The 20,957-nt window shown below is 45.0% G+C and carries 15 protein-coding genes; 3 read left to right on the forward strand and 12 right to left on the reverse strand.

What is annotated here, in order from left to right:
- Positions 1-12 precede the first annotated feature (12 nt).
- Both gltB and R2J37_RS09495 read left to right on the forward strand, forming a co-directional pair.
- The gene (gene gltB, locus R2J37_RS09490) at positions 13-4,533 is read left to right on the forward strand and encodes a glutamate synthase large subunit (protein WP_316264733.1); all 4,521 of its coding nucleotides are present in this window, start codon (positions 13-15) and stop codon (positions 4,531-4,533) included.
- Between the two features lie 21 nt (positions 4,534-4,554).
- Positions 4,555-6,009, forward strand: coding sequence for a glutamate synthase subunit beta (locus tag R2J37_RS09495; RefSeq protein WP_316264734.1), 1,455 nt, complete (start codon positions 4,555-4,557; stop codon positions 6,007-6,009).
- Positions 6,010-6,064: 55 nt separating this feature from the next.
- Here R2J37_RS09495 and R2J37_RS09500 read toward each other — a convergent pair whose 3' ends face one another.
- The 10 genes from R2J37_RS09500 to R2J37_RS09545 form a co-directional block, all read right to left on the reverse strand.
- The gene (locus R2J37_RS09500; RefSeq protein ID WP_316264736.1) at positions 6,065-6,946 is read right to left on the reverse strand and encodes an Rpn family recombination-promoting nuclease/putative transposase; all 882 of its coding nucleotides are present in this window, start codon (positions 6,944-6,946) and stop codon (positions 6,065-6,067) included.
- Between the two features lie 458 nt (positions 6,947-7,404).
- Positions 7,405-8,046: a ClpP family protease gene (locus R2J37_RS09505; protein ID WP_316267023.1), complete on the reverse strand. Its 642-nt coding sequence runs from the start codon at positions 8,044-8,046 to the stop codon at positions 7,405-7,407.
- 253 nt (positions 8,047-8,299) lie between these two features.
- Entirely contained in the window at positions 8,300-9,580 is a 1,281-nt protein-coding gene (locus R2J37_RS09510) for an O-acetylhomoserine aminocarboxypropyltransferase/cysteine synthase family protein (RefSeq protein WP_230105992.1), read from the reverse strand.
- A gap of 14 nt (positions 9,581-9,594) precedes the next feature.
- On the reverse strand, positions 9,595-10,368 hold the full coding sequence (locus tag R2J37_RS09515; RefSeq protein WP_230105991.1) for a CFI-box-CTERM domain-containing protein: 774 nt from the start codon (positions 10,366-10,368) through the stop codon (positions 9,595-9,597).
- 9 nt (positions 10,369-10,377) lie between these two features.
- The gene (locus tag R2J37_RS09520; RefSeq protein WP_230105990.1) at positions 10,378-11,109 is read right to left on the reverse strand and encodes a YebC/PmpR family DNA-binding transcriptional regulator; all 732 of its coding nucleotides are present in this window, start codon (positions 11,107-11,109) and stop codon (positions 10,378-10,380) included.
- Between the two features lie 52 nt (positions 11,110-11,161).
- Positions 11,162-11,956 (reverse strand): hemolysin family protein, encoded by a 795-nt coding sequence (locus tag R2J37_RS09525; RefSeq protein WP_230105989.1) that lies wholly within the window; start codon positions 11,954-11,956, stop codon positions 11,162-11,164.
- 27 nt (positions 11,957-11,983) lie between these two features.
- Positions 11,984-12,331 carry a type II toxin-antitoxin system PemK/MazF family toxin gene (locus R2J37_RS09530; protein WP_230105988.1) on the reverse strand — a complete coding sequence of 116 codons (348 nt, stop codon included), beginning with the start codon at positions 12,329-12,331 and terminating at the stop codon, positions 11,984-11,986.
- Positions 12,332-12,416: 85 nt separating this feature from the next.
- Positions 12,417-13,586: an alanine racemase gene (alr, locus tag R2J37_RS09535; RefSeq protein ID WP_316264741.1), complete on the reverse strand. Its 1,170-nt coding sequence runs from the start codon at positions 13,584-13,586 to the stop codon at positions 12,417-12,419.
- Positions 13,587-13,590: 4 nt separating this feature from the next.
- Positions 13,591-15,087, reverse strand: a complete 1,497-nt coding sequence (locus R2J37_RS09540; RefSeq protein ID WP_230105986.1) for an NAD(P)H-hydrate dehydratase — start codon at positions 15,085-15,087, stop codon at positions 13,591-13,593.
- Between the two features lie 130 nt (positions 15,088-15,217).
- On the reverse strand, positions 15,218-15,868 hold the full coding sequence (locus R2J37_RS09545; RefSeq protein WP_230105985.1) for a redox-sensing transcriptional repressor Rex: 651 nt from the start codon (positions 15,866-15,868) through the stop codon (positions 15,218-15,220).
- Between the two features lie 165 nt (positions 15,869-16,033).
- Between R2J37_RS09545 and abc-f the strand changes: the two genes are divergently transcribed.
- Positions 16,034-17,956, forward strand: a complete 1,923-nt coding sequence (abc-f, locus tag R2J37_RS09550) for a ribosomal protection-like ABC-F family protein (protein ID WP_316264744.1) — start codon at positions 16,034-16,036, stop codon at positions 17,954-17,956.
- 2 nt (positions 17,957-17,958) lie between these two features.
- Here abc-f and R2J37_RS09555 read toward each other — a convergent pair whose 3' ends face one another.
- Positions 17,959-18,870, reverse strand: a complete 912-nt coding sequence (locus R2J37_RS09555) for a magnesium transporter CorA family protein (protein WP_230105983.1) — start codon at positions 18,868-18,870, stop codon at positions 17,959-17,961.
- An 18-nt stretch (positions 18,871-18,888) separates the two neighbouring features.
- On the reverse strand, positions 18,889-20,946 hold the full coding sequence (gene ppk1, locus R2J37_RS09560) for a polyphosphate kinase 1 (protein WP_316264746.1): 2,058 nt from the start codon (positions 20,944-20,946) through the stop codon (positions 18,889-18,891).
- Positions 20,947-20,957 lie beyond the last annotated feature (11 nt).

Here is a 20,957-nt window from a genome sequence, read left to right on the forward strand (position 1 = left end):
AAGGAGTTTACTATGAAACAAAATCAATCAACCCTCTATCAAGATCGTTTTGAACACGATGCCTGTGGTATCGGTGCCGTTGTCAGTATTGACGGTATTCAAGAACATAAAGTCCTGGATGATGCTCTTACGATTGTAGAGAAATTGGAGCACCGTGCCGGGAAAGACGCAACGGGTCAAGTCGGTGACGGAGTGGGAATACTCACACAGATTTCCCACTCCTTTTTTAAAAAAGCTGCTTCTTCGCTGGGAATCAGTCTTGGAAAAGCCGGTGATTACGGAGTCGGCATGTTCTTTTTTCCGCAGGATACGTTAAAACGCAATTTTTCGCGCAAAATGTTTGAAGTCATATTGCAAAAAAACAGCCTGCATTTACTTGGCTGGAGAAAGGTTCCTGTCCATCCGGAAATCCTGGGAGATTATGCAAGAGAGAGAATGCCCTATATCACACAGTGTTTTATTGAGCGCCCGAAAAACTGCCCGGCCGGACTGCCCTTCGACCGCCTTCTATACATTGCGAGACGGGAATTTGAACAAAGCTGTGAGGATACCTATGTGGCTTCTTTATCCTCCCGGACAATCGTATATAAGGGCATGTTCCTTGTAGGCCAGCTTCGCCGCTTCTATGACGATATGCAGGATCCCTGCTATCAGACGGCCATCGCTATGGTCCACTCACGTTTTTCAACCAATACAACCCCCAGCTGGGAGCGGGCTCATCCTAACCGGCTGATCCTCCATAACGGGGAGATCAATACCATACGGGGCAATGCGGACCGTATGCTGGCAAGGGAAGAAACCATGCATTCTCCCGTGATCTCTGACAACATTGACAAAGTGCTCCCTGTGATCAACAGCAGCGGTTCCGACTCTGCCATGCTGGACAATACCTTAGAGTTTCTCTACATGAACGGCATGGAACTTCCTCTGGCTGTCATGATCACGATTCCGGAACCGTGGAAGCATGACCGGTATATGGATTCCTCCAAAAAAAATTTCTATCATTATTATGCCACCATGATGGAACCCTGGGACGGACCGGCTGCTATCCTTTTCTCTGACGGTGACATTATGGGCGCTGTACTGGATCGGAACGGTCTTCGTCCCTCCCGCTATTATATTACAGACGACCGCCATCTGATCCTTTCTTCCGAGGTTGGCGTACTGGATATTCCATCCGAGCATATTGTGGAAAAATCCAGGCTTCAGCCCGGACGAATCCTCCTGGTGGACACGAAACAGAAACGGGTCATCTCTGACGAGGAATGCAAAAACTATTATGCCTCCCGCCAGCCTTACGGGGAATGGCTGGATCTGAACCTTTTATATCTGAAAGATATTCCCACTCCTAACAAGAAGGTTCCTACCTATGATCAGCACAGACGGGATCAGCTCTATAAAGTATTTGGCTACACTTATGAAGATATCAAAAACGTGCTTCTTCCCATGGCTCAAAATGCTTCTGAAGCGATCGCATCTATGGGAACGGACATTCCTCTTGCCGTGCTTTCCAGGAAACACCCTCCTCTTTCCCACTATTTTAAGCAGCTGTTTGCACAGGTAACAAATCCTCCTATCGATTCTCTTCGAGAAGAAATCGTTACCGATACCACTGTTTATATCGGATCGGACGGTAACTTATTGGAAGAATCCAGCGAAAACTGTACAGTTCTGGAGGTACAAAATCCTATCCTGACCGGCGTTGACCTGATGAAGATCAAATCTCTGGATCGCCCCGGCTTTAAAAGCGCTGTCATTTCTCTTTTATACTTTAAAAACACATCGCTGGATCGGGCTTTGGATCAGCTTTTTGTCAGCTGTGACCGGGCCTATACAAAGGGGGCAAATATTCTCATTCTCTCTGACCGTGGCGTGGATGAAAATCATGTAGCCATTCCTTCTTTACTGGCTGTCTCTGCCATGGAGCAGCATCTTGTGCGCACAAAGAAAAGGACAGCTGTTTCCATCATTCTGGAAAGCGCTGAACCAAGAGATGTGCATCAGTTTGCAGCAATCCTGGGCTACGGCGCAAGAGCAGTACACCCCTATCTGGCTCACGAATGTATTTCAGAAATGATCGACAAAGGTGTGCTGGACAAAGACTACCACACAGCCATCCACGATTACAATGAAGCTATCCTTCACGGCATTGTCAAAATCGCGGCGAAAATGGGAATTTCCACCCTTCAGTCTTATCAGTCTGCCCAGATTTTTGAAGCCGTGGGAATCAGCCGGGAGGTCATTGACCGCTATTTCACCAACACTGTAAGCCGTGTGGGCGGAATCGGCCTGAAGGAAATCAATGAGGATGTCATTGCACGGCACAACCATGCCTTTGACCCCCTGGGTCTGGGTGTGGATACCACTTTGGACAGTACCGGCTTCCACCGTTTAAGAACCGGCGATGACAAAGAAGATCACCTCTATAATCCGGCTGTTATCGTCGCTCTGCAGCAGGCAGTCCAAACTGGAGATTACAAACGCTTCAAGGAATATACTGCCATGGTAGATGATGAAAATAAACCGCATACACTCCGAGGACTTCTTAAATTTCAGTATCCGGAAAACGGCGGGATTCCCATTGAAGAGGTGGAGCCTGCATCCGAAATTGTAAAACATTTTAAAACCGGAGCAATGTCCTACGGCTCTATCTCCGAAGAAGCCCACGAATGTCTGGCAATCGCCATGAACCGCCTGGGCGGAAAATCTAACTCCGGTGAAGGCGGCGAAAAACCGGAACGGCTGGGCACAGAAAAAAACAGCGCCATCAAGCAGGTCGCTTCAGGACGATTTGGAGTCACCAGCGAATATCTGGTCAGCGCCAAAGAAATTCAGATCAAAATGGCACAGGGCGCAAAGCCCGGCGAAGGCGGACATCTGCCCGGTAAAAAGGTGTATCCGTGGATTGCCAAGACCAGGCACTCTACCCCCGGCGTATCCCTGATCTCGCCTCCGCCTCATCACGATATTTATTCCATTGAAGATCTGGCGCAGCTCATTTATGATCTGAAAAATGCAAACCGGAAAGCACGTATTGCAGTAAAACTTGTCTCTGAAGCAGGCGTCGGTACCATTGCATCCGGTGTTGCAAAGGCAGGCGCACAGGTTGTTCTTATCTCCGGTCACGACGGAGGAACGGGCGCCGCTCCCCAAAGTTCCATCCATCACGCCGGACTTCCCTGGGAACTGGGACTGGCCGAAACTCATCAGACGCTGATCCGAAACCATTTAAGAAGCCGTGTCATCCTTGAAACGGACGGCAAACTCATGAGCGGCCGGGATGTTGCCATCGCATCTCTTCTTGGTGCAGAGGAATTTGGATTTGCCACCGCACCCCTTGTTACACTGGGCTGCATGATGATGCGCGTCTGCAATCTGGACACCTGTCCTGTCGGTGTGGCTACACAGAATGAATGTCTGCGGAAGCGTTTCCGCGGGAAACCGGAATATGTCATGAATTTTATGCTGTTTATTGCAGAGGAATTACGAGAGATCATGGCAAAACTTGGCTTTGCAACTCTCGCTGAAATGACAGGTCATACAGAATGCCTGACTATGCGTCATGAACCGGACGGTTCCTCCCGCCGCGGCATTGATCTGTCCCGCATTCTCTCCTCCTTCCCAGAAGAAAGTGCGATCCATTTTCATCCGGAAGATGTTTATAACTTTGAACTGGAAAAAACCATTGATGAATCCATCTTACTGCCCCGCTTTGCAAAGGCACTGAAAACAGGCAAAAAGCACAGTGAATCCATCCAGGTGAACAGTGTAAACCGTACTGTCGGCACGATTCTCGGTTCTGTCATTACAGAAAACTTCCAGGATACGCTGAAAGAAGACACCTTCACTGTACACTGTCAGGGCGGAGGCGGACAGTCCTTTGGCGCTTTTATCCCAAAAGGCCTGACCCTTACTTTGGAGGGTGACGCCAATGATTATTTCGGCAAGGGACTCTCCGGCGGAAAACTGGTTGTCTATCCGCCCAAGGGAAGCACCTTTTCTGCTTCTGAAAATATTATTATCGGAAATGTTGCTCTCTACGGGGCCACTTCCGGGAAAGCTTATGTATGCGGCGTAGCCGGAGAACGTTTCTGTGTCCGCAACTCAGGGGCCACAGCAGTATCCGAAGGCTGCGGCGACCACGGTCTGGAATATATGACCGGCGGATGTGCAGTGATCCTGGGACCAACCGGGAAAAACTTTGCCGCCGGAATGAGCGGGGGCATTGCCTATGTCCTGGATCTTGAACATCAGCTTTATAAGAAACTGAACAAAGAAATGGTTACCATGTCCGAAGTGACAGAAAAACATGATATTGCAGAATTAAAAAATATTTTGAAGGATTATGAAAAAGAGACTTCCTCTCTTCTTGCCAGAGATATCCTGGAACACTTTGACGCTTATCTTCCGGGATTTAAGAAAATCCTTCCCAATGATTATCAAAAGATGCTTCATGCGATCAGCAAATATGAAGAAAAAGGGCTCTCACACGAGGATGCCGCACTGGAAGCATTCTATGAAATCCAGAAATAAGCCGAAGGAGGAACTGATCTTATGGGAAAACCAACTGGTTTTTTAGAATATCAACGAACAGAAAATCCATCCTCTGCTCCAAAAGAGCGGATTCAGGATTATCATGAATTTCATCCGCCCCTTTCCGCAGAGGAACGGCAAAAACAGGGGGCGCGCTGTATGAACTGTGGCGTTCCCTTCTGCCAGTCCGCCCTTGTCCTTAAGGGAATGGTTACAGGTTGTCCTCTTCACAACCTGATCCCGGAATGGAACGATGAAGTCTATCATGGAAATTTTTCACAGGCTCTTTGGCGCCTTAGAAAAACAAACAATTTCCCGGAATTTACCGGACGCGTATGTCCTGCACTCTGCGAAAAAGCCTGCATATGCGGTCTGAATGATGATCCGGTTACCATTAAAGACAATGAACTTTTCATCATCGAAACCGGCTTTGCATCAGGAAATATGCAGCCTGTCATTCCGCCCGTACGCACCGGAAAAACCGTAGCTGTCATCGGCAGCGGTCCTGCAGGGCTTGCCGTTGCTGATCAGCTGAATCAACGTGGGCATCAGGTTACTGTATTCGAACGGGAAGACCGTCCCGGCGGACTTCTTATGTACGGCATTCCAAATATGAAGCTGGATAAATCCATCGTGCTCCGTCGTCTCTCTCTTATGGAGACAGAAGGGATCCGCTTTGTTACAAATGCAGATGTAGGGAAAAATATAGACGCAAAAAAAATCCTGAAAGATTATGATGCCGTGGTTCTTTGCTGCGGCTCCAAAAAGCCGCGGGATCTGGTCGGTGAAAACCGCCAGGTAAAAGGGATTTATTTCGCCGTGGACTTCCTGACTGCCGCCACCAAACATCTGATGGATCAGACATCTCCCATCTCTGCCAAAGGGAAAAAGGTAGTCATTGTAGGAGGCGGTGATACCGGGAACGACTGTGTCGGCACCTGCATCCGCCAGGGCTGCACCTCTGTCACCCAGATTGAAATGATGCCGAAACTTCCGGATGAACGCCTGGCATCCAATCCATGGCCTGAATGGCCCAGGATCTGTAAGACAGATTACGGTCAGGAAGAAGCCTGTGCTCTCTTCGGACATGATCCCCGTATATATGAGACAACAGTCAAAGAATTTTTATCCGACGAAAAAGGCCATCTGACAGGCATTCGCACAGTCAAAGTCCGGTTTGAAAACGGTAAGATGACAGAAGTAAAAGACAGTGAACAAATCATAGAAGCTGATCTTCTGCTCATTGCAACCGGCTTTACCGGATGTGAGGATTATATCACTGACGCATTTCAACTGGAGCGCACAGCCCGTGGTACGATTTCCACTGCCCCCTCCTCTTTTGCAGCCGGCAAAGAAAAAGTATTCACAGCCGGGGATGTGCGCCGCGGCCAGTCACTCGTCGTCTGGGCCATCGCCGAAGGCCGGCAGTGCGCCCGTGAGGTGGATCAGTATCTGATGGGATATACGAATATGTAGATTATAGTAAACAACTCCGGCTCACAAAGAGCTGGAGTTGTTTTTGCCTCACCTGTTATACAGCTGTCTTGCCTTCGGAAATCCACTTCTGAACCATACCAATGCTCTCTTTTACTACCGCTGCGATCTGCTCCACCGGCATGCCCAAATTAGCCATAGATAAAACAGTTTCCTGTTTCATTTCCATTTTTCCTTTCTCCAGTCCTCTCTCAATTCCAATCTCAATTCCTTCATTGTAAATCTCGTCCATCTCACGACACATACTGTCCACTCCTTCCGGCGTTTCCTTTAACTCTCTGACACGCTCTGCCAGAATCTCGCTAAACATTTCGTCTGCAGTTCTGCATTGCAGATCATACATCAAGCGCCCCAATGCTGTCTCTTTATCCTTGATTTTTGCATTCACATAGATAATGTGAGCATCGTCTTGGAAATCCTCCCGCACTTCTTCAACCTTTTTAGTAATATGATAAATGGGAAGTCCATAGCCAAGCACATCGTTTCTCGCAATAAAAATCACATAACTCTCTGGTAGCTCCTCAAAAGTCTGTCCTTCCTTCAACTCGTTTACATCTAGCAGGCTACTGTGATATCTCGCTCTTTTTACGGAAGCCCCTTCGTTTTCCTGCTGAATTTCTACATTATACCGTTTCTCTTCCATATCACAAACAACGCTGTCAAGAATGGCTGATCTTCCCTGCAGATTCTTATAATCCTTCTGCAGCATCTGCTCCTTCACTTCCAAATCTTCTCTGTCCATAATGATTCGCAAAATATACTCTGTGCATTCCCGCTTTTTCAAGACATTCCGCATGAAAATATCACTCATGATCGTAAGTCCTTCAAGGATTCGCTTGTACTTTTCATATCGGTTCTCAAGCTCATGCTCTTCCGTCGATTCATTAATTCTTCTGACGTCTTGTGTCGCTTTTTCCATAGGCAGCCTCCTTTTCTTGATCATATGAAGAGGCTCTTTCTCCCTCTGGTTCTGTTTGTCCTGCCTTATTCTATTTTCCATACCATCCAGGAAAGAACCTCTTTACTGTATATAAATCAGTCGTAAAAGCATTGAGATATCTTTCCTGATGTGTATTTAGAAAATAAGATACAGGAAACAAGTCTAAGATGCTTACAATTTCCTGCAGAAGACACAAAAGATTGTGAAGATATAATGCTTTAGATATATGTTAACATATGTATGGCGGTTTGTCTATATATTTGACATAATTTTTATTTTTTCTAAAAACCTTTCAAATGGCGCTTTCTTACTGCTGTCTCCCCACAGAAAAGCGACCCCTTTGCTGTGTAAATAGTTACAAAAGCATTGAAGTCCCTTTCCTGATGTGCATTTAGAAATTGAACTATAAAGAGCCGCTGCTGGAATATTGCCGATTCCTACTTTTCCCTTTTCTTCCTCTCATCGATCATCTGATGAAGCTTCTTCAATGCGTCGCTTAGACCGCCCACTTCATCGATCAGCCCTTCCCGGACGGCATCTTCCCCTTCCAGCAAAGTTCCCACATCTTTGACAAGCTGTGTTGAGTTCAGCATCAGCTTTTCAATCCGCTCCTGTTTCATATGGGAATGTCTTGCCAGAAAACCTGTGATGCGGTCCTGAGTTTTCTCTATATTACGAAAACTCTGCATTACGCCAATGAACATACCATTGGAACGCACCGGATGAATGATCATCGTACCACTTGGAACAATAAAGGAATAGTCTGCAGATACTGCCAGAGGGCCGCCGATGGAATGACTTCCTCCCAGCACAAGAGACACCGTCGGTTTACTTAAGGATGCAATCAGTTCTGCTATAGAAAGACCTGCTTCCACATCTCCTCCAAGGGTATTTAAAAGGATCAAAAGTCCGTCTATCTCCTGATTGTCCTCGATTTCCGCAAGCATAGGGAGAAGATGCTCGTATTTCGTCGCCTTTGTACTGCCGGACACAGACTCATGCCCCTCAATCTCTCCAATAATCGTAATCAGCTTAATCCTGTGGCAGGAAGAATCTTCCTGAAGATCCAGGCTTCCCATTTCCTTGATCTGTTCATTCTTTTGTTCTGTCTCATTTCCTGTACTGTTTTCTATACGATCGCTTATGTTATTTTGCTTCCCGTTACTTTCGTTCACATTTTCCACGACAAAAAACACCTCCATACTGCTTTCCCATCAATGTACAGAAGCATTTTCCCATGTACACCGATGTTATTAGTATGGAGGTGGCTTTTCTTTTTATACTTGAAGTTTTATCCGATTTTTCCAGAAAACAGCAAGCAGTTATATCTGCTTATACCTGCGCCAGCGCCTGCTCCAGGTCAGCGATGATATCGTCTGCGTTCTCGATACCGACGCTGAAACGGATCAGATCCGGCTGAACGCCAGCTTCCAGAAGCTCCTGATCGTTCATCTGGCGGTGGGTATGGCTCGCCGGATGAAGGACGCATGTTCTGGCGTCTGCCACATGAGTTACGATTGCTGCCAGCTTCAGGCTGTCCATCATTTTTACAGAAGCTTCTCTTCCGCCTTTCAGACCGAATGTGATAACGCCGCATGTTCCGTTTGGCATATATTTCTTTGCAAGGTCATAGTAAGGATCTCCTTCCAGAGACGGGCAGTGTACCCATGCAACCTTTTCATGACCCTTCAGGTAAGAAGCAACTTTTACGGCATTTTCACAATGTCTCGGCACTCTAAGATGGAGTGTCTCCAGCCCGATATTCAAAAGGAATGCATTCTGCGGAGACTGAATGGAACCAAGATCTCTCATAAGCTGTGCAGTTGCCTTGGTGATGTAAGCGCCTTTTCCAAACTTCTGGGTATAGACAATTCCGTGATATGTCTCATCCGGTGTGGTAAGGCCCGGGAATTTTTCTTTATGAGCTTCCCAGTCAAAATTTCCGCTGTCAACAATTGCCCCGCCCACTGCAGATGCATGTCCGTCCATATACTTTGTTGTAGAATGAGTCACGATATCAGCCCCCCATTCAAAAGGACGGCAATTGATGGGAGTTGCAAATGTATTGTCAACGATCAACGGTACGCCGTGATCATGAGCCGCTTTTGCAAATTTTTCGATATCCAGCACCACCAGCGCCGGGTTGGCGATCGTCTCACCGAATACTGCCTTTGTATTTTCCTTAAATGCAGCATTGAGTTCTTCCTCACTGCAGTCCGGATCTACAAAAGTAGCTTCCACACCCATTTTCCGAATGGTATGCGCATAAAGGTTATAAGTTCCTCCGTAAACCGCAGAAGCGCATACGATGTGATCCCCCGCTTCTACAATATTCATAATGGCGTAAAAGCTTGCTGCCTGTCCGGATGAAGTCAGCATTGCTGCAACTCCGCCTTCCAGATCGCAAATTTTCGCTGCAACCGCGTCGTTCGTCGGATTTTGCAGACGTGTATAGAAATATCCGGAATCTTCCAGATCAAAAAGACGTCCCATCTGCTCGCTTGTATCGTATTTAAACGTAGTGCTCTGATAGATGGGAACCACTCTTGGTTCGCCTGTTTTCGGTGTGTACCCGGACTGGATACATTTTGTCTCTATTTTGTAATTGCTCAATTTGACTCCTCCTTCTATGAAAATAAGTATTTTTTCTCCAGCTCTTCTACCATTTCAGCATAAATCTCTCCGCATTTTTCCATCCTCCCTGTTTCGATCAGATGGACGCACTTCTGAAGATATTCCTGATAAATGTTCTCGTAAATTTCACCGGCATTTTCCTCTTTGTTAATACGGTTTACGATAGTGGGCGCCACATTGTAATACTCCTCGATCAACGCCTCTCCTTTTCTGTCTGCCGCAAGATATCTGTCCCGATAATCTCTCAAAAGATTCAGTTCATAACAGTCATCCCTCTGATTTCTGCTTGCGCACACAGCAGTTGTGATATAACACAGGCGAGATTTGAAACCGTTTTTCATCTTCTCATATTCTGACTTCTGGATTCTCATTGTCATAGGCTTGACATTCCACTTTTTGATCATGAGATCGATCAGCCTGTCGCAGGATTCGTTCCTGCTGTAGCCAAGAATCGGTATAACAAATGTCACCATGGACATATTGTAATCTACCATGAGGCCTTCCTTTTTACCTCTATTTTTCTGGACATTGATCTGACTATGAGCATACTCTGGAATTGCGCCGGACAATTCTTCTAAGACAGCGTCCTTGTCCTCGGCTTTCTCACAGACCTCAATGATCTTGGCAAGCATCTCTCTATGATTTTCGTAACATTTCTGAAATGCTTCTTCATAAAGTTTTCTTTTAAAATACTGGCGGTATTCCTGCATCTCTATGAAAAAGTCGACCAATTCTTTTTTTAATTCTCCGATATATTCCAGTTCCATAAAAGCCACCTATGCGTCCCAGTTATGGTAAACGTCCTGTACATCGTCATCGTCATCCAGAAGGTCCAGGGTTTTCTGAATATTCTGGATATCCTTTTCCTCTGTCAATTCCACCCATGTCTGCGGTATCATTGTCACTTCCGCCTGGGCCATGACAATCCCTGCTTCCTCCAGAGTAAGACGCACTGCACTGAAATCATCCGGTGCTGTCAGGATTTCATAACTGTCTTCCTCTTCTGCAAAATCTTCTGCTCCGGCATCCAGCGCCTGCATCATCAGATCATCTGCATCTCCATCGTAATCTTCCTTTGCTACAATGATCTGTCCCTTTTTGTCAAACATAAAGGAAACACATCCCGGAGTACCTACGTTTCCGCTTCCCTTTGTAAAGGCGCTCTTTACGTTGGACGCTGTACGATTCTTATTGTCTGTCAGCGCTTCTACAATAATCGCCGTTCCCCCCGGTCCATATCCTTCATATGTAATATGTTCATAATTGGCAGAGTTTGCATCTCCATCTGCTTTCTTGATATTTCTTTCGATCGTGTCATTAGGCATATTATTCGCTTTCGCCTTTGCAATGACATCCCGAAGTCTGCTGTTATTCGCCGGATCGGCGCTTCCGCCCTCTTTAACGGCTACCGCCAGCTCCTTACCGATTTTTGTAAAAATCTTTCCTTTTGCCGCATCGTTTTTTTCTTTTTTATGTTTAATATTGGCAAACTTTGAATGTCCTGACATGTTTTTCTCTCTCCTTGCATTTATCCTTTTTATTCACACTTTTTCTATTTTATCACTCCTTGGATATTTTTTCAATCTTAACTGTCTGAATTGCATTGTTGTCTACAGAAAGAACTGTGAAACAATATCCTTCATACTCTATCACACAGTGCTCATCTTCTGCCGGTATACGATCCAGCTGATCGATGAGAAAACCATTCAAAGTCTCATACTCCTCTTTATCAAAGCTGATTTTTAAACTTTCTTCCAGATCTTCCAGGTCCATAAATCCCTTTGCCAGCATAGAACCATCGGGACTTAAGGTCAGCATTTCCTCTTCCTCATCATATTCATCTAAAATATTTCCCACGATCTCTTCCAGAATATCTTCCATGGCAACAAGTCCTGCTGTCTGTCCGTATTCATCCAGTACAATTACCACATGCTGTTTTCCGGCCTGCATTTCTTTAAACAGTGTGTCAATACTCTTTGTCTCCGGGATAAATGTAACCGGGCGTATGTAATCCTTCAGTTCTTTCACTGACTTTTGCCGCTGTTCTTCATTAAAGTAGCATCTCATCGCTTCTCTAAGATGCATGGTACCTATGATCCCGTCAATATCTTCCTGATAGATTGGAAACCTGGAATGGCTCTCTTCCAGCATAAATTTCAGTGCCTCTTCCAGCGTTTCTTCTCCGTCTATTGCAACAATGTCACGCCTGTGGGTCATGATATCTCTTGCATCCTTATCCATATACCGGAAAATGTTCCGTATCAGCTCTGCCGCCTCCTGGCCCAAAGCTTCTTTTTCTTCATCATCTCCTTGAAAAATCTGTTTCATTCTCTGAAACAAACTGCCTTCTTCCATAGCTTTTCTTCTCCTGCTCCTTTGTTATTATGTATGAAGCTCAAAACTGATCTTCAGCGCTTCATCAACTTTATTCATTAGTTCTTTGTCCAGATGGCATACCATATCTTTCAGCCTTCTTTTATCAATCGTCCTGATTTGTTCCAGTAAGATCACTGAATTTTTGACAATCTGATATTTACCTGCATCAATTTCCACATGCGTAGGCAGTTTTGCCTTATTCATGCGGGAAGTAATGGCCGCACATATCACAGTAGGACTGTGTCTATTTCCAATATTATTCTGTATGATCAGTACTGGCCGGACTCCTCCCTGCTCTGATCCCACCACCGGACTTAGATCTGCATAATAAATGTCTCCTCGCTTTACCTGCACCTTTGTTCACACTCCGATTTGCTTAAGATATTTCTAGTATTGCCAGCTTTTTCGGATGTATTCCAAAGTATGCATCACCTGAATTCTATGCAAAATAATCCATCTGTTCCACAACTTTACCGTTCCGGATAAATTCTCTTGGTATTCGTTTTCCAAGATCACATACAAACTCATAATTGAATCTGCCGGAAAGATCACTTAACACTTCCACGGGGAGATCCTCTCCTCCGTCCGTCCCTACCAAAGTTACCCTGTCTTGGAAGGTTACCGCATCTATGTCTGTGACATCAACCATAAACTGATCCATACATACCCGTCCCAGAATGGGCGCTTTCTTTCCACGGATCAGGACATATCCTTTATTGGACAGACTCCTTGGATAACCGTCTCCGTAACCTACAGGTATGGTCGCAATGCGTGTTTTCCTTTTTGTCACGTATGTGCATCCATAGCTTACAGGCGTTCCGCTCTCCACCCATTTTACATGAGCCACATGACTGATCAGCTGAAGCGCCGGCTTCAGGGGAACATTCTTCTTTTCCACTTCATTGGAAGGATAAAGCCCATAAGTGGAAATTCCCGCACGGACAAGATCCATATTGGCTTCCTTTACATCAATAATACCCGCACTGTTTGAGCAGTGATAATAAGGAAATGTGACCTTCCGTTTCTCCAGCTTCTCTTTCATCCACAGATAGCGCTCTAACTGCTTTTTTGTAAATGTCTTATCTGCTTCATCTGCTGTGGCAAAATGAGAGTACATGCCCTCCAATACCAGATTCGGCAAAGAAGCAATCCGGCAGATCTCTTCCACACTCTCCTCTGTAATCTGAAAGCCCAGCCTGGACATTCCTGTATCCAGTTTAATGTGGATATATGCCTTTTGATTCAATTTTTGTGCCCTCTTGGAAATATCTTCTGCCATTTCCAATGTATAGCAGGTCATACGTACTTCCTGCTCTATCATAATATCCCGCTGATCCGGGAAAATACAGCCCAGAACCAAAACCGGCTTCTTCACCTGATTTTTCTTCAATAGAACAGCCTCATCCAGAGTGGCAACTGCATATCCCCATATATAATCTTTTTCTTCCATTACATATCTGGCAATCTGCACGGCGCCATGGCCATATCCGTCCGTCTTGATCACGCCGATCATCTTCGTTTCTTCTTTGATGTTTTGCTTCATCATATCCAGATTATATTCCACTGCGTCCAAATCTATTCTGGCGCAGACTCTGCTGTATTTTTTCATACGATCATTCCTCCAGTCTTTTCAGAACAGTCCCGATATTTTCCGCCAGGTCTCTTGCAAGCACACTGTAGCTTCCCTTCTCCCTTTTTGCCTCATCTCCTGCCAGTCCGTGAAGGTAAACACCCAGGACCGCTGCATCAAAACAGGACATTTTCTGTGCAAGAAGACCTGTGATCACACCTGCAAGAACATCTCCGCTTCCTGCCTTTGCCATAGCCGCATTTCCTGACAAATTCACAAAAGGATGCTCCCCGGGACTGAAAATACACGTGCGCGCATCTTTCAGTACACATGTAACATCATATTCTCCGGCAAACTGCTTTAATATTTCCATTCGGCTGTTTCGAAGTTCTTCCACTGATTTCCTTGTTATCCTGGACATTTCTTTCATATGGGGAGTAAAAATAAACTGACCACGGACAAGATTTTTCATATAGCGGCTGTGCGCAGATAAAAGATTCAATCCGTCCGCATCCACAACACAGGGAACCTCTACATTTTCCAGTGTTGCCTGTAAAATCCTCCGTGATTTGTCGCTGGTTCCAAGCCCGGAACCAATACTCACCACATCCGCCCATTTCAGCAGCTGCAAAAGTTCCCGTTCGTCAAAGAAATCATAACAGCGAACGATTGCCTCCGGAAGAAGCGTCTGCAGTACAGCCCGGTTATCCTCTGACGTATAGATCTGTACCAGACCTGCCCCCGTCTTATAGGCCGCCAGTGCGCCCAGATAAGCTGCTCCGGCCATTCCTTTGCTTCCGGCGATAATAAGAACCTTTCCATAAGTCCCTTTATGAGAATCCTCTCTGCGCTTCGGCAGCATTTTCGCCGCATCCTCCTGCTCCAGCGCATAGGCTACATCTCTGTCCCCCGGCATCTCTGAGACATCGACTCCTATATCCGTTACCTTTACTTCTCCGGCAAACTCCTTCCCCGGATAAAGTACACAGCCAAGTTTTTCACACTGAAAACTGACTGTCAGCTCTGCCCGGAAAGCGTCGGTTACAACCTCTCCGGTAGATGTGGAAACTCCGGAGGGTACATCTACTGCCACTTTTTTCCCCTCAGACCGGTTCATCGCCTGAATACATTCCAGGTAATGCCCTTCCACACGCCTGCTAAGCCCTGCCCCGAATATGGCATCGATAAGCAGGCTGCATTTTCTCTCCGTAAAACCTTCCTCTATGGTTCCTCCTGCCTCCCGGAAAAGCTGAATCTGCCTCTTTGTCTCTTCGGTACAATGATCAGGGTTTCCCACCATACAGGCTGATACTCCCGCTCCTCTTTCCAGAAGAAGTCTGGCGATAGCAAATCCATCTCCGCCATTATTTCCGGATCCGCATACAACACATACATCTGACAGATCTGCATCTGTTTCACATACCGTTTCTACAAAAGTTCTTGCCGCCCTTTCCATCAGGATAAGAGACGGCATTTTTTTCTCCCGTATCGTATACCCATCCGCTGCCTTCATTTGTCTTCCATCCGGCAAATATCTCATACTGTCAACCCCCTTTTTATTTATATAGAACAAAGAATCCGCAACAGGAAACGAAGTTTTCTATTGAAAAAGCGTGTAAAGAAAGCCTGTCCTTTCGCACACGCTTACTTCACACGCTGTCATATCCCCGCTATTTTTCAGCCCTATGTTCCTCGTTGTAACGGCTGATATTATAGGATAATCTCATCAGACTTTCCGATAAGTGTACATTTTCCACGATCACGTTATCCGGCAAATTCAGATCTGTATGAGCAAAGTTCCAAATCGCCTTTATCCCATAGTCCACCAGCTGATTTGCCACTTCAATTGCCTTTGCCTTAGGTATGGTGAGGATTCCGATCTCAATATCACTGTTCTTCATAAAATCTTCCAGCTCATCCATCATATAAATAGGCACTCCACGAATTGTCATTCCCTTTAAAGTAGGATTAACATCAAAAATGCCTTTTAATACAAATCCCCGCTTTTCAAATCCTGCATGATTCGCCAGAGCATGACCCAGATTTCCTGCCCCGATGATGATCATTCCATGTTCTTCCTCCAAACCGAGGATCTTTCCTATCTCTGTATAAAGATATTTCACATTATATCCATATCCCTGCTGGCCAAATCCGCCGAAATTATTTAAATCCTGCCGAATCTGGGATGCAGTTACCTGCATTCTCTTACTCAGATCATTTGAAGAGATACGTTCCACCCCATTTTCAAGCAGTTCTCCTAAATACCTGTAATATCTTGGGAGCCTCCGTATGACTGCCTGCGAAATTTCTCTGCTTTCCACTCTTTTCACCTTCCCAATCTTTTTCTGTCTACATTATATAGAATTGTTTGTTCAAAGTCAAATTTTTGTTCGGAAAACTTTGGAATATTAGATTTTATATAAAGAATTGCAGAAAATTGACACCTTCACAAATCACCGATATAATAGTCCCGGAGGTATATATTTATGATACTAGCATGTCATTCAATTGAAAAAGCATTTGGTGAGGATGTCATTGTAAAAAACGGCTCCTTTCACATAGAAGAATATGAAAAAGCAGCACTTGTTGGGATCAACGGGGCTGGAAAATCAACAATACTGAAAATGATTGTGGGAGAACTGCCACTTGACGGCGGCAGCATTACTTTATCGAAAGGAAAATCTCTTGGCTATCTTTCCCAGCACCAGAATCTCTCCGGAGGAAACACTATTTACGAAGAAGTACGCACTGCCAAAGCGGAGATCATATCACTGGAAAAAGAGATCCGCCGAATTGAACAGGAAATTCCCAACCTTGCGGGTGAACAACTTACTGAGCGTCTGAATACTTATCACCGTCTGTCTGACCGGTTTGAACGTGAAAATGGCTATGCCTACGAAAGTGAAATTGTGGGAGTACTCAAGGGGCTTGGTTTTGACGAAGAAGAATTCTCCAAACCGGTAGACGCTCTTTCCGGTGGTCAAAAAACACGTGTAGCATTAGGCAAACTTCTTCTTACAAAGCCGGATGTCCTTCTTTTAGATGAGCCTACCAACCATCTGGATCTTAATTCGATCTCCTGGCTGGAAACTTATCTTCTGAATTATTCCGGTGCCGTGCTTATCGTCTCCCATGACCGCTATTTTCTCAATAGAGTGGTAACAAAGGTCATTGAAATTGAACAGGGTTCCATTATGACCTACCTTGGCAATTACACAGATTACTCCCGTAAAAAGCAGCAAATCCGTGAAGCAAGGATGAAAGAGTATCTCAATCAGCAGCAGGAGATCCGCCATCAGGAAGCCGTGATCGAAAAGCTCCGCTCTTTTAACAGGGAAAAGTCAATCAAGCGTGCAGAAAGCCGGGAAAAAATGCTGGAAAAAATGGAACGCATAGAAAAGCCTGCGGAGCAAAGAACAGATATCCATCTGGTGCTGGAACCTTCCTGTGTCAGCGGAAATGATGTTCTTTCCGTAGATCACTTAAGCAAATCTTTTCCGTCCCAGCCCCTTTTTGAAAATGTCAGCTTTGAAATCAAAAGAGGCGAACATGTAGCGGTAATCGGAGATAACGGAACCGGCAAGACAACCCTCCTTAAAATCCTGAACCGGGTTTTGCCTGCTGACAGCGGAAGCTTTACACTTGGGACAAACGTACATATCGGATACTATGACCAGGAACATCATGTTCTTCATATGGAAAAAACTATATTTGAAGAAATTTCAGATGCATATCCTTCTCTTACAAACACGGAAATCCGCAATATGCTGGCTGCTTTCCTCTTCACGGGGGATGATGTTTTTAAGCTTATCGGAGATTTAAGCGGCGGAGAGAGGGGACGTGTTTCCCTGGCAAAGCTTATGCTTTCGGAAGCAAATTTCCTCATTCTTGATGAGCCTACCAACCATCTGGATATCGCCTCCAAAGAAATTCTGGAAAACGCTCTGAATAATTACAAAGGCACCGTCCTCTATGTGTCCCATGACCGATATTTCATTAACCAAACGGCCACCAGGATCCTGGAACTTGTAAACAAAACATTTGTCAACTATATCGGCAATTATGACTATTATCTGGAAAAGCGGGAGGAATTGACTGCCGCATACGCGTCAGTTCCATCCTGTGATAATGCCCCGGCTGCCGAAGCAGCCTCCGAAGCCAAGTTAAGCTGGCAGGAGCAAAAAGAAGAAAAGGCACGGGAACGGAAACGACAGAATGATCTGAAGAAGACAGAGGAACGCATAACTTCTCTGGAGGAACGAGACGGACAGATTGATGAGCTGATGGCGCTGGAGGAAGTATATACCAATTCTATACGCTGTCAGGAACTTGCAAAAGAAAAAGCCGACATCGCTGCTGAATTGGAGGAACTGTATGAAAAATGGGAGGCTCTCGCCTCCCAGGAATAAAATCAGAGAATTTTTTTCTTTTTAAAGATTAAAATACAGACAACAATAACGATCAAACTTAGTGCAATAACGCCGGGATATCCGTTTTTCAGCTCCGGCATATTTTCAAAATTCATACCGTACCATCCGGTAATTAAGGTGAGGGGGAAGAAAATGGTGGACAACACAGTCAGAAACTGCATATTACTATTCTGTTTTGCATCCACCTGTGCCTGATACAGATCTCGCACCTGCTGTGCGTATTCCAGCAAATGGGCAGTCCTCCCCATCAGCCGGTCTGCCCGATTGGAAAGTGTCCCGAAATATTTGAGCTGTTTCTTGGCGAAAAATCCATTTTCATTTTCCTCTAGCTCTGTTCCCATATCCATCATTTCATCATAATAGCCGCGAAGTGTCAGAAGTTTTCTTCGTATCGGCATCAGTTCCCTCTGGAAATTTTCAATTTTCCCCTGCATGACGTCTTCTTCCATGCGCATAAGGATTTTCTCATACTGCATCAAAATTTCCTGATCTCTGCTCATAAATTCAGCAATAAAATTATATATGAACCGTTCCTTTGTTTCTCCTTGATGGGTCTTTTTTCTTTTGATCCTTCGGATCAGCCTCATAGAAAAATCTTCATCATCTACAAGTACAACATGATCTTGATTCACAAAAAAGTAAATGCGGTATCTGCTTCCAAGCACGTCCAAAAGCCTGGGGATACAAAGTGTACCCGCCAGGCATTCCTGCTGTGTTTCCAGTTTACAAAATCCTATCTTGTTGGTCTGTATTTCATTTTCATACTGTATACCTGCCAATTCCAAATCCCGGCGGGCATTTTTGGAATCAGTGAGAAATACAGCCGGAGGCCTTGTCTCCTTCCATGTTTCTGTCTCAATCTGCTCCAGCCTCTCTCCGAGTTTCCATATCATTCTACCACCACTCTTATCTTACATTTGTCCTGCCTTTTCGTAAGCCTCCTCATAAAAGTATTCCTGTGAGTTTACTTTAACTGTGTCAGGATCCTCGATGCGAACAAAAAGGTAACTGCCGTCAGCCGTTTCGTGCCGGGCCTTCTGATTGTCCCTCAACATAAGATCAAACATAGCCTGAAGTCGTTCTTTCAGATTCTGCTGCTGCACAGGCGCCGCCACTTCTACCCGGCGCACAGTATTCCGAGTCATAAAATCTGCAGAGGCAATGTAATATCTGGCCCGCTCACCGCATCCGAAAATATAGATTCTGGAGTGTTCCAGAAATCTTCCGACAATACTGATGACACGGATATTTTCTGTTTTTCCCTCTACCTGTGGAACCAGACAGCAGATACCGCGAATCACCATATCGATCTTCACTCCTGCTTCCGACGCTTCTATCAGTTTATCAATAATTTTTTTATCTGTCAAAGAATTTAACTTTAATCCGATATAAGCCGGCTGTCCTTCTTTTGCCTGCCTTATCTCTTCGTCCATCATTTCCAGGACCCGGGACTGAAGGCATTTTGGCGCTACTAAGAGGTGACCGGAACTTTCCACAGTCTCACCTTTTGACAACGCCTGGAATACAGCTGATGCTTCCATGCCAATATCCGGATCTGCCGTCATAAGAGAAAGGTCTGTATACAGTCTGGAGGTCTTTTCATTGTAATTTCCTGTTCCGATTTGAGTGATATATTCAATCTTTCCTTCATTTTTTCTCGTGATGAGACAGAGTTTGGAGTGCACCTTATAGCCTTCCAGACCATAGATCACCTGACAGCCTGCCTCTTCCAGACGTCTTGACCATTCGATGTTATTTTCCTCATCAAATCTGGCACGCAGCTCTACCAAAACAACAACTTCTTTTCCGTTTTCCGCTGCTTCCACCAATGCCTCAACAACCTTACTTTGTTTTGCCAGACGATAGAGTGTCATTTTAATGGAAATCACGTTTTCATCCTCTGCCGCCTCATTTAGCATCCGGAGGAACGGACGAATGGATTCATAGGGATAGGAAAGCATTTTATCCGACTCTCTTATCTGCTCTATAATTCCTCTTCCATCTTCAAAAGAGGAAGATTTCTGTGGCGTGCGCTTTTCAAAAAACAATTCCGGGTTCTTTCTTAGCATATCCTGGATTTTAGAAGAAAAAGACAGATCAAGGGGTGTGCTTTGACGAAATACTCTGGCTTCCTCTAAATCAAGGTATTTACAGAGAATACCTACGATATCTCCGTCCATCTCCCTGGACAGTTCCAGCCGGACCGGAGAAAGTTTTTTTCTTTTTTTAATTAAATCTGCCATAAATTCCCTATAATCCAAATCTTCATCATATAAGGCGTCAGCATCTATATCTGCATTTCTCGTTACGCGGATCAAGGATTTGGCCCTGATCTGATAGCCTTTAAAAACTCTCGGCATGTAATGCAGAATCAGTTCTTCAGCCAGCATATATGTTCCTGACCTGTCCGGAACTGCAATCAGCCTTTCTACCATGCTATTTGTACAGGGAATGATACCGATCCTCTGCTTCTTACTCTTTGTTTCCAAAACAGCTACCGCGTAAATTTCTTTATTTCTAAGAAACGGAAATGGCTGACGCTTTCCTACTACGGTAGGTGATATTAAAGGCTCAATCTCCATGGCAAAATATCTTTCCATATACTCACTTTCGCTTTTTTCCATACTTCTGAAATCTGTAAGGGAAAATCCCCACTCTTTCAGACGTGACATCAGTTCTTCATAAACTTTGTCACGGCGTTCATTTAATATATGAACTCTTCTCAAAATTTCCTCAATCTGCTCCTTTGCAGTCATATTGGTCTTATTATCTTTGATTTTTTTGCCAAGAAGGCTTTGGTCCTGCAAAGAACCAACCCGGACCATAAAAAATTCATCCAGATTAGTCTGATAGATAGACGCAAAAGAGAGCCTTTCACACAAAGGGACCTCTTTATTCTCCGCTTCCTCCAGCACTCTTTCATTAAATTTCAGCCAAGATAACTCTCGATTCATATATACATTATCCATTTCTCTTCATC

It is taken from the genome of Claveliimonas bilis (genome assembly GCF_030296775.1).
Classification (GTDB): Bacteria; Bacillota; Clostridia; order Lachnospirales; family Lachnospiraceae; genus Claveliimonas; species Claveliimonas bilis.

What these genes read in the sequence shown, in the direction of transcription:
- R2J37_RS09495 (WP_316264734.1), top strand. Translation starts at nt 4,555, where the DNA reads ATGGGAAAACCAACTGGTTTTTTAGAATATCAACGAACAGAAAATCCA.
- R2J37_RS09555 (WP_230105983.1), bottom strand. Translation starts at nt 18,870, where the DNA reads ATGATATGGAAACTCGGAGAGAGGCTGGAGCAGATTGAGACAGAAACA.
- alr (WP_316264741.1), bottom strand. Translation starts at nt 13,586, where the DNA reads ATGAAAAAATACAGCAGAGTCTGCGCCAGAATAGATTTGGACGCAGTG.
- abc-f (WP_316264744.1), top strand. Translation starts at nt 16,034, where the DNA reads ATGATACTAGCATGTCATTCAATTGAAAAAGCATTTGGTGAGGATGTC.
- R2J37_RS09505 (WP_316267023.1), bottom strand. Translation starts at nt 8,046, where the DNA reads ATGGGAAGCCTGGATCTTCAGGAAGATTCTTCCTGCCACAGGATTAAG.
- R2J37_RS09515 (WP_230105991.1), bottom strand. Translation starts at nt 10,368, where the DNA reads ATGGAACTGGAATATATCGGAGAATTAAAAAAAGAATTGGTCGACTTT.
- R2J37_RS09500 (WP_316264736.1), bottom strand. Translation starts at nt 6,946, where the DNA reads ATGGAAAAAGCGACACAAGACGTCAGAAGAATTAATGAATCGACGGAA.
- ppk1 (WP_316264746.1), bottom strand. Translation starts at nt 20,946, where the DNA reads ATGGATAATGTATATATGAATCGAGAGTTATCTTGGCTGAAATTTAAT.
- R2J37_RS09540 (WP_230105986.1), bottom strand. Translation starts at nt 15,087, where the DNA reads ATGAGATATTTGCCGGATGGAAGACAAATGAAGGCAGCGGATGGGTAT.
- gltB (WP_316264733.1), top strand. Translation starts at nt 13, where the DNA reads ATGAAACAAAATCAATCAACCCTCTATCAAGATCGTTTTGAACACGAT.
- R2J37_RS09520 (WP_230105990.1), bottom strand. Translation starts at nt 11,109, where the DNA reads ATGTCAGGACATTCAAAGTTTGCCAATATTAAACATAAAAAAGAAAAA.
- R2J37_RS09525 (WP_230105989.1), bottom strand. Translation starts at nt 11,956, where the DNA reads ATGGAAGAAGGCAGTTTGTTTCAGAGAATGAAACAGATTTTTCAAGGA.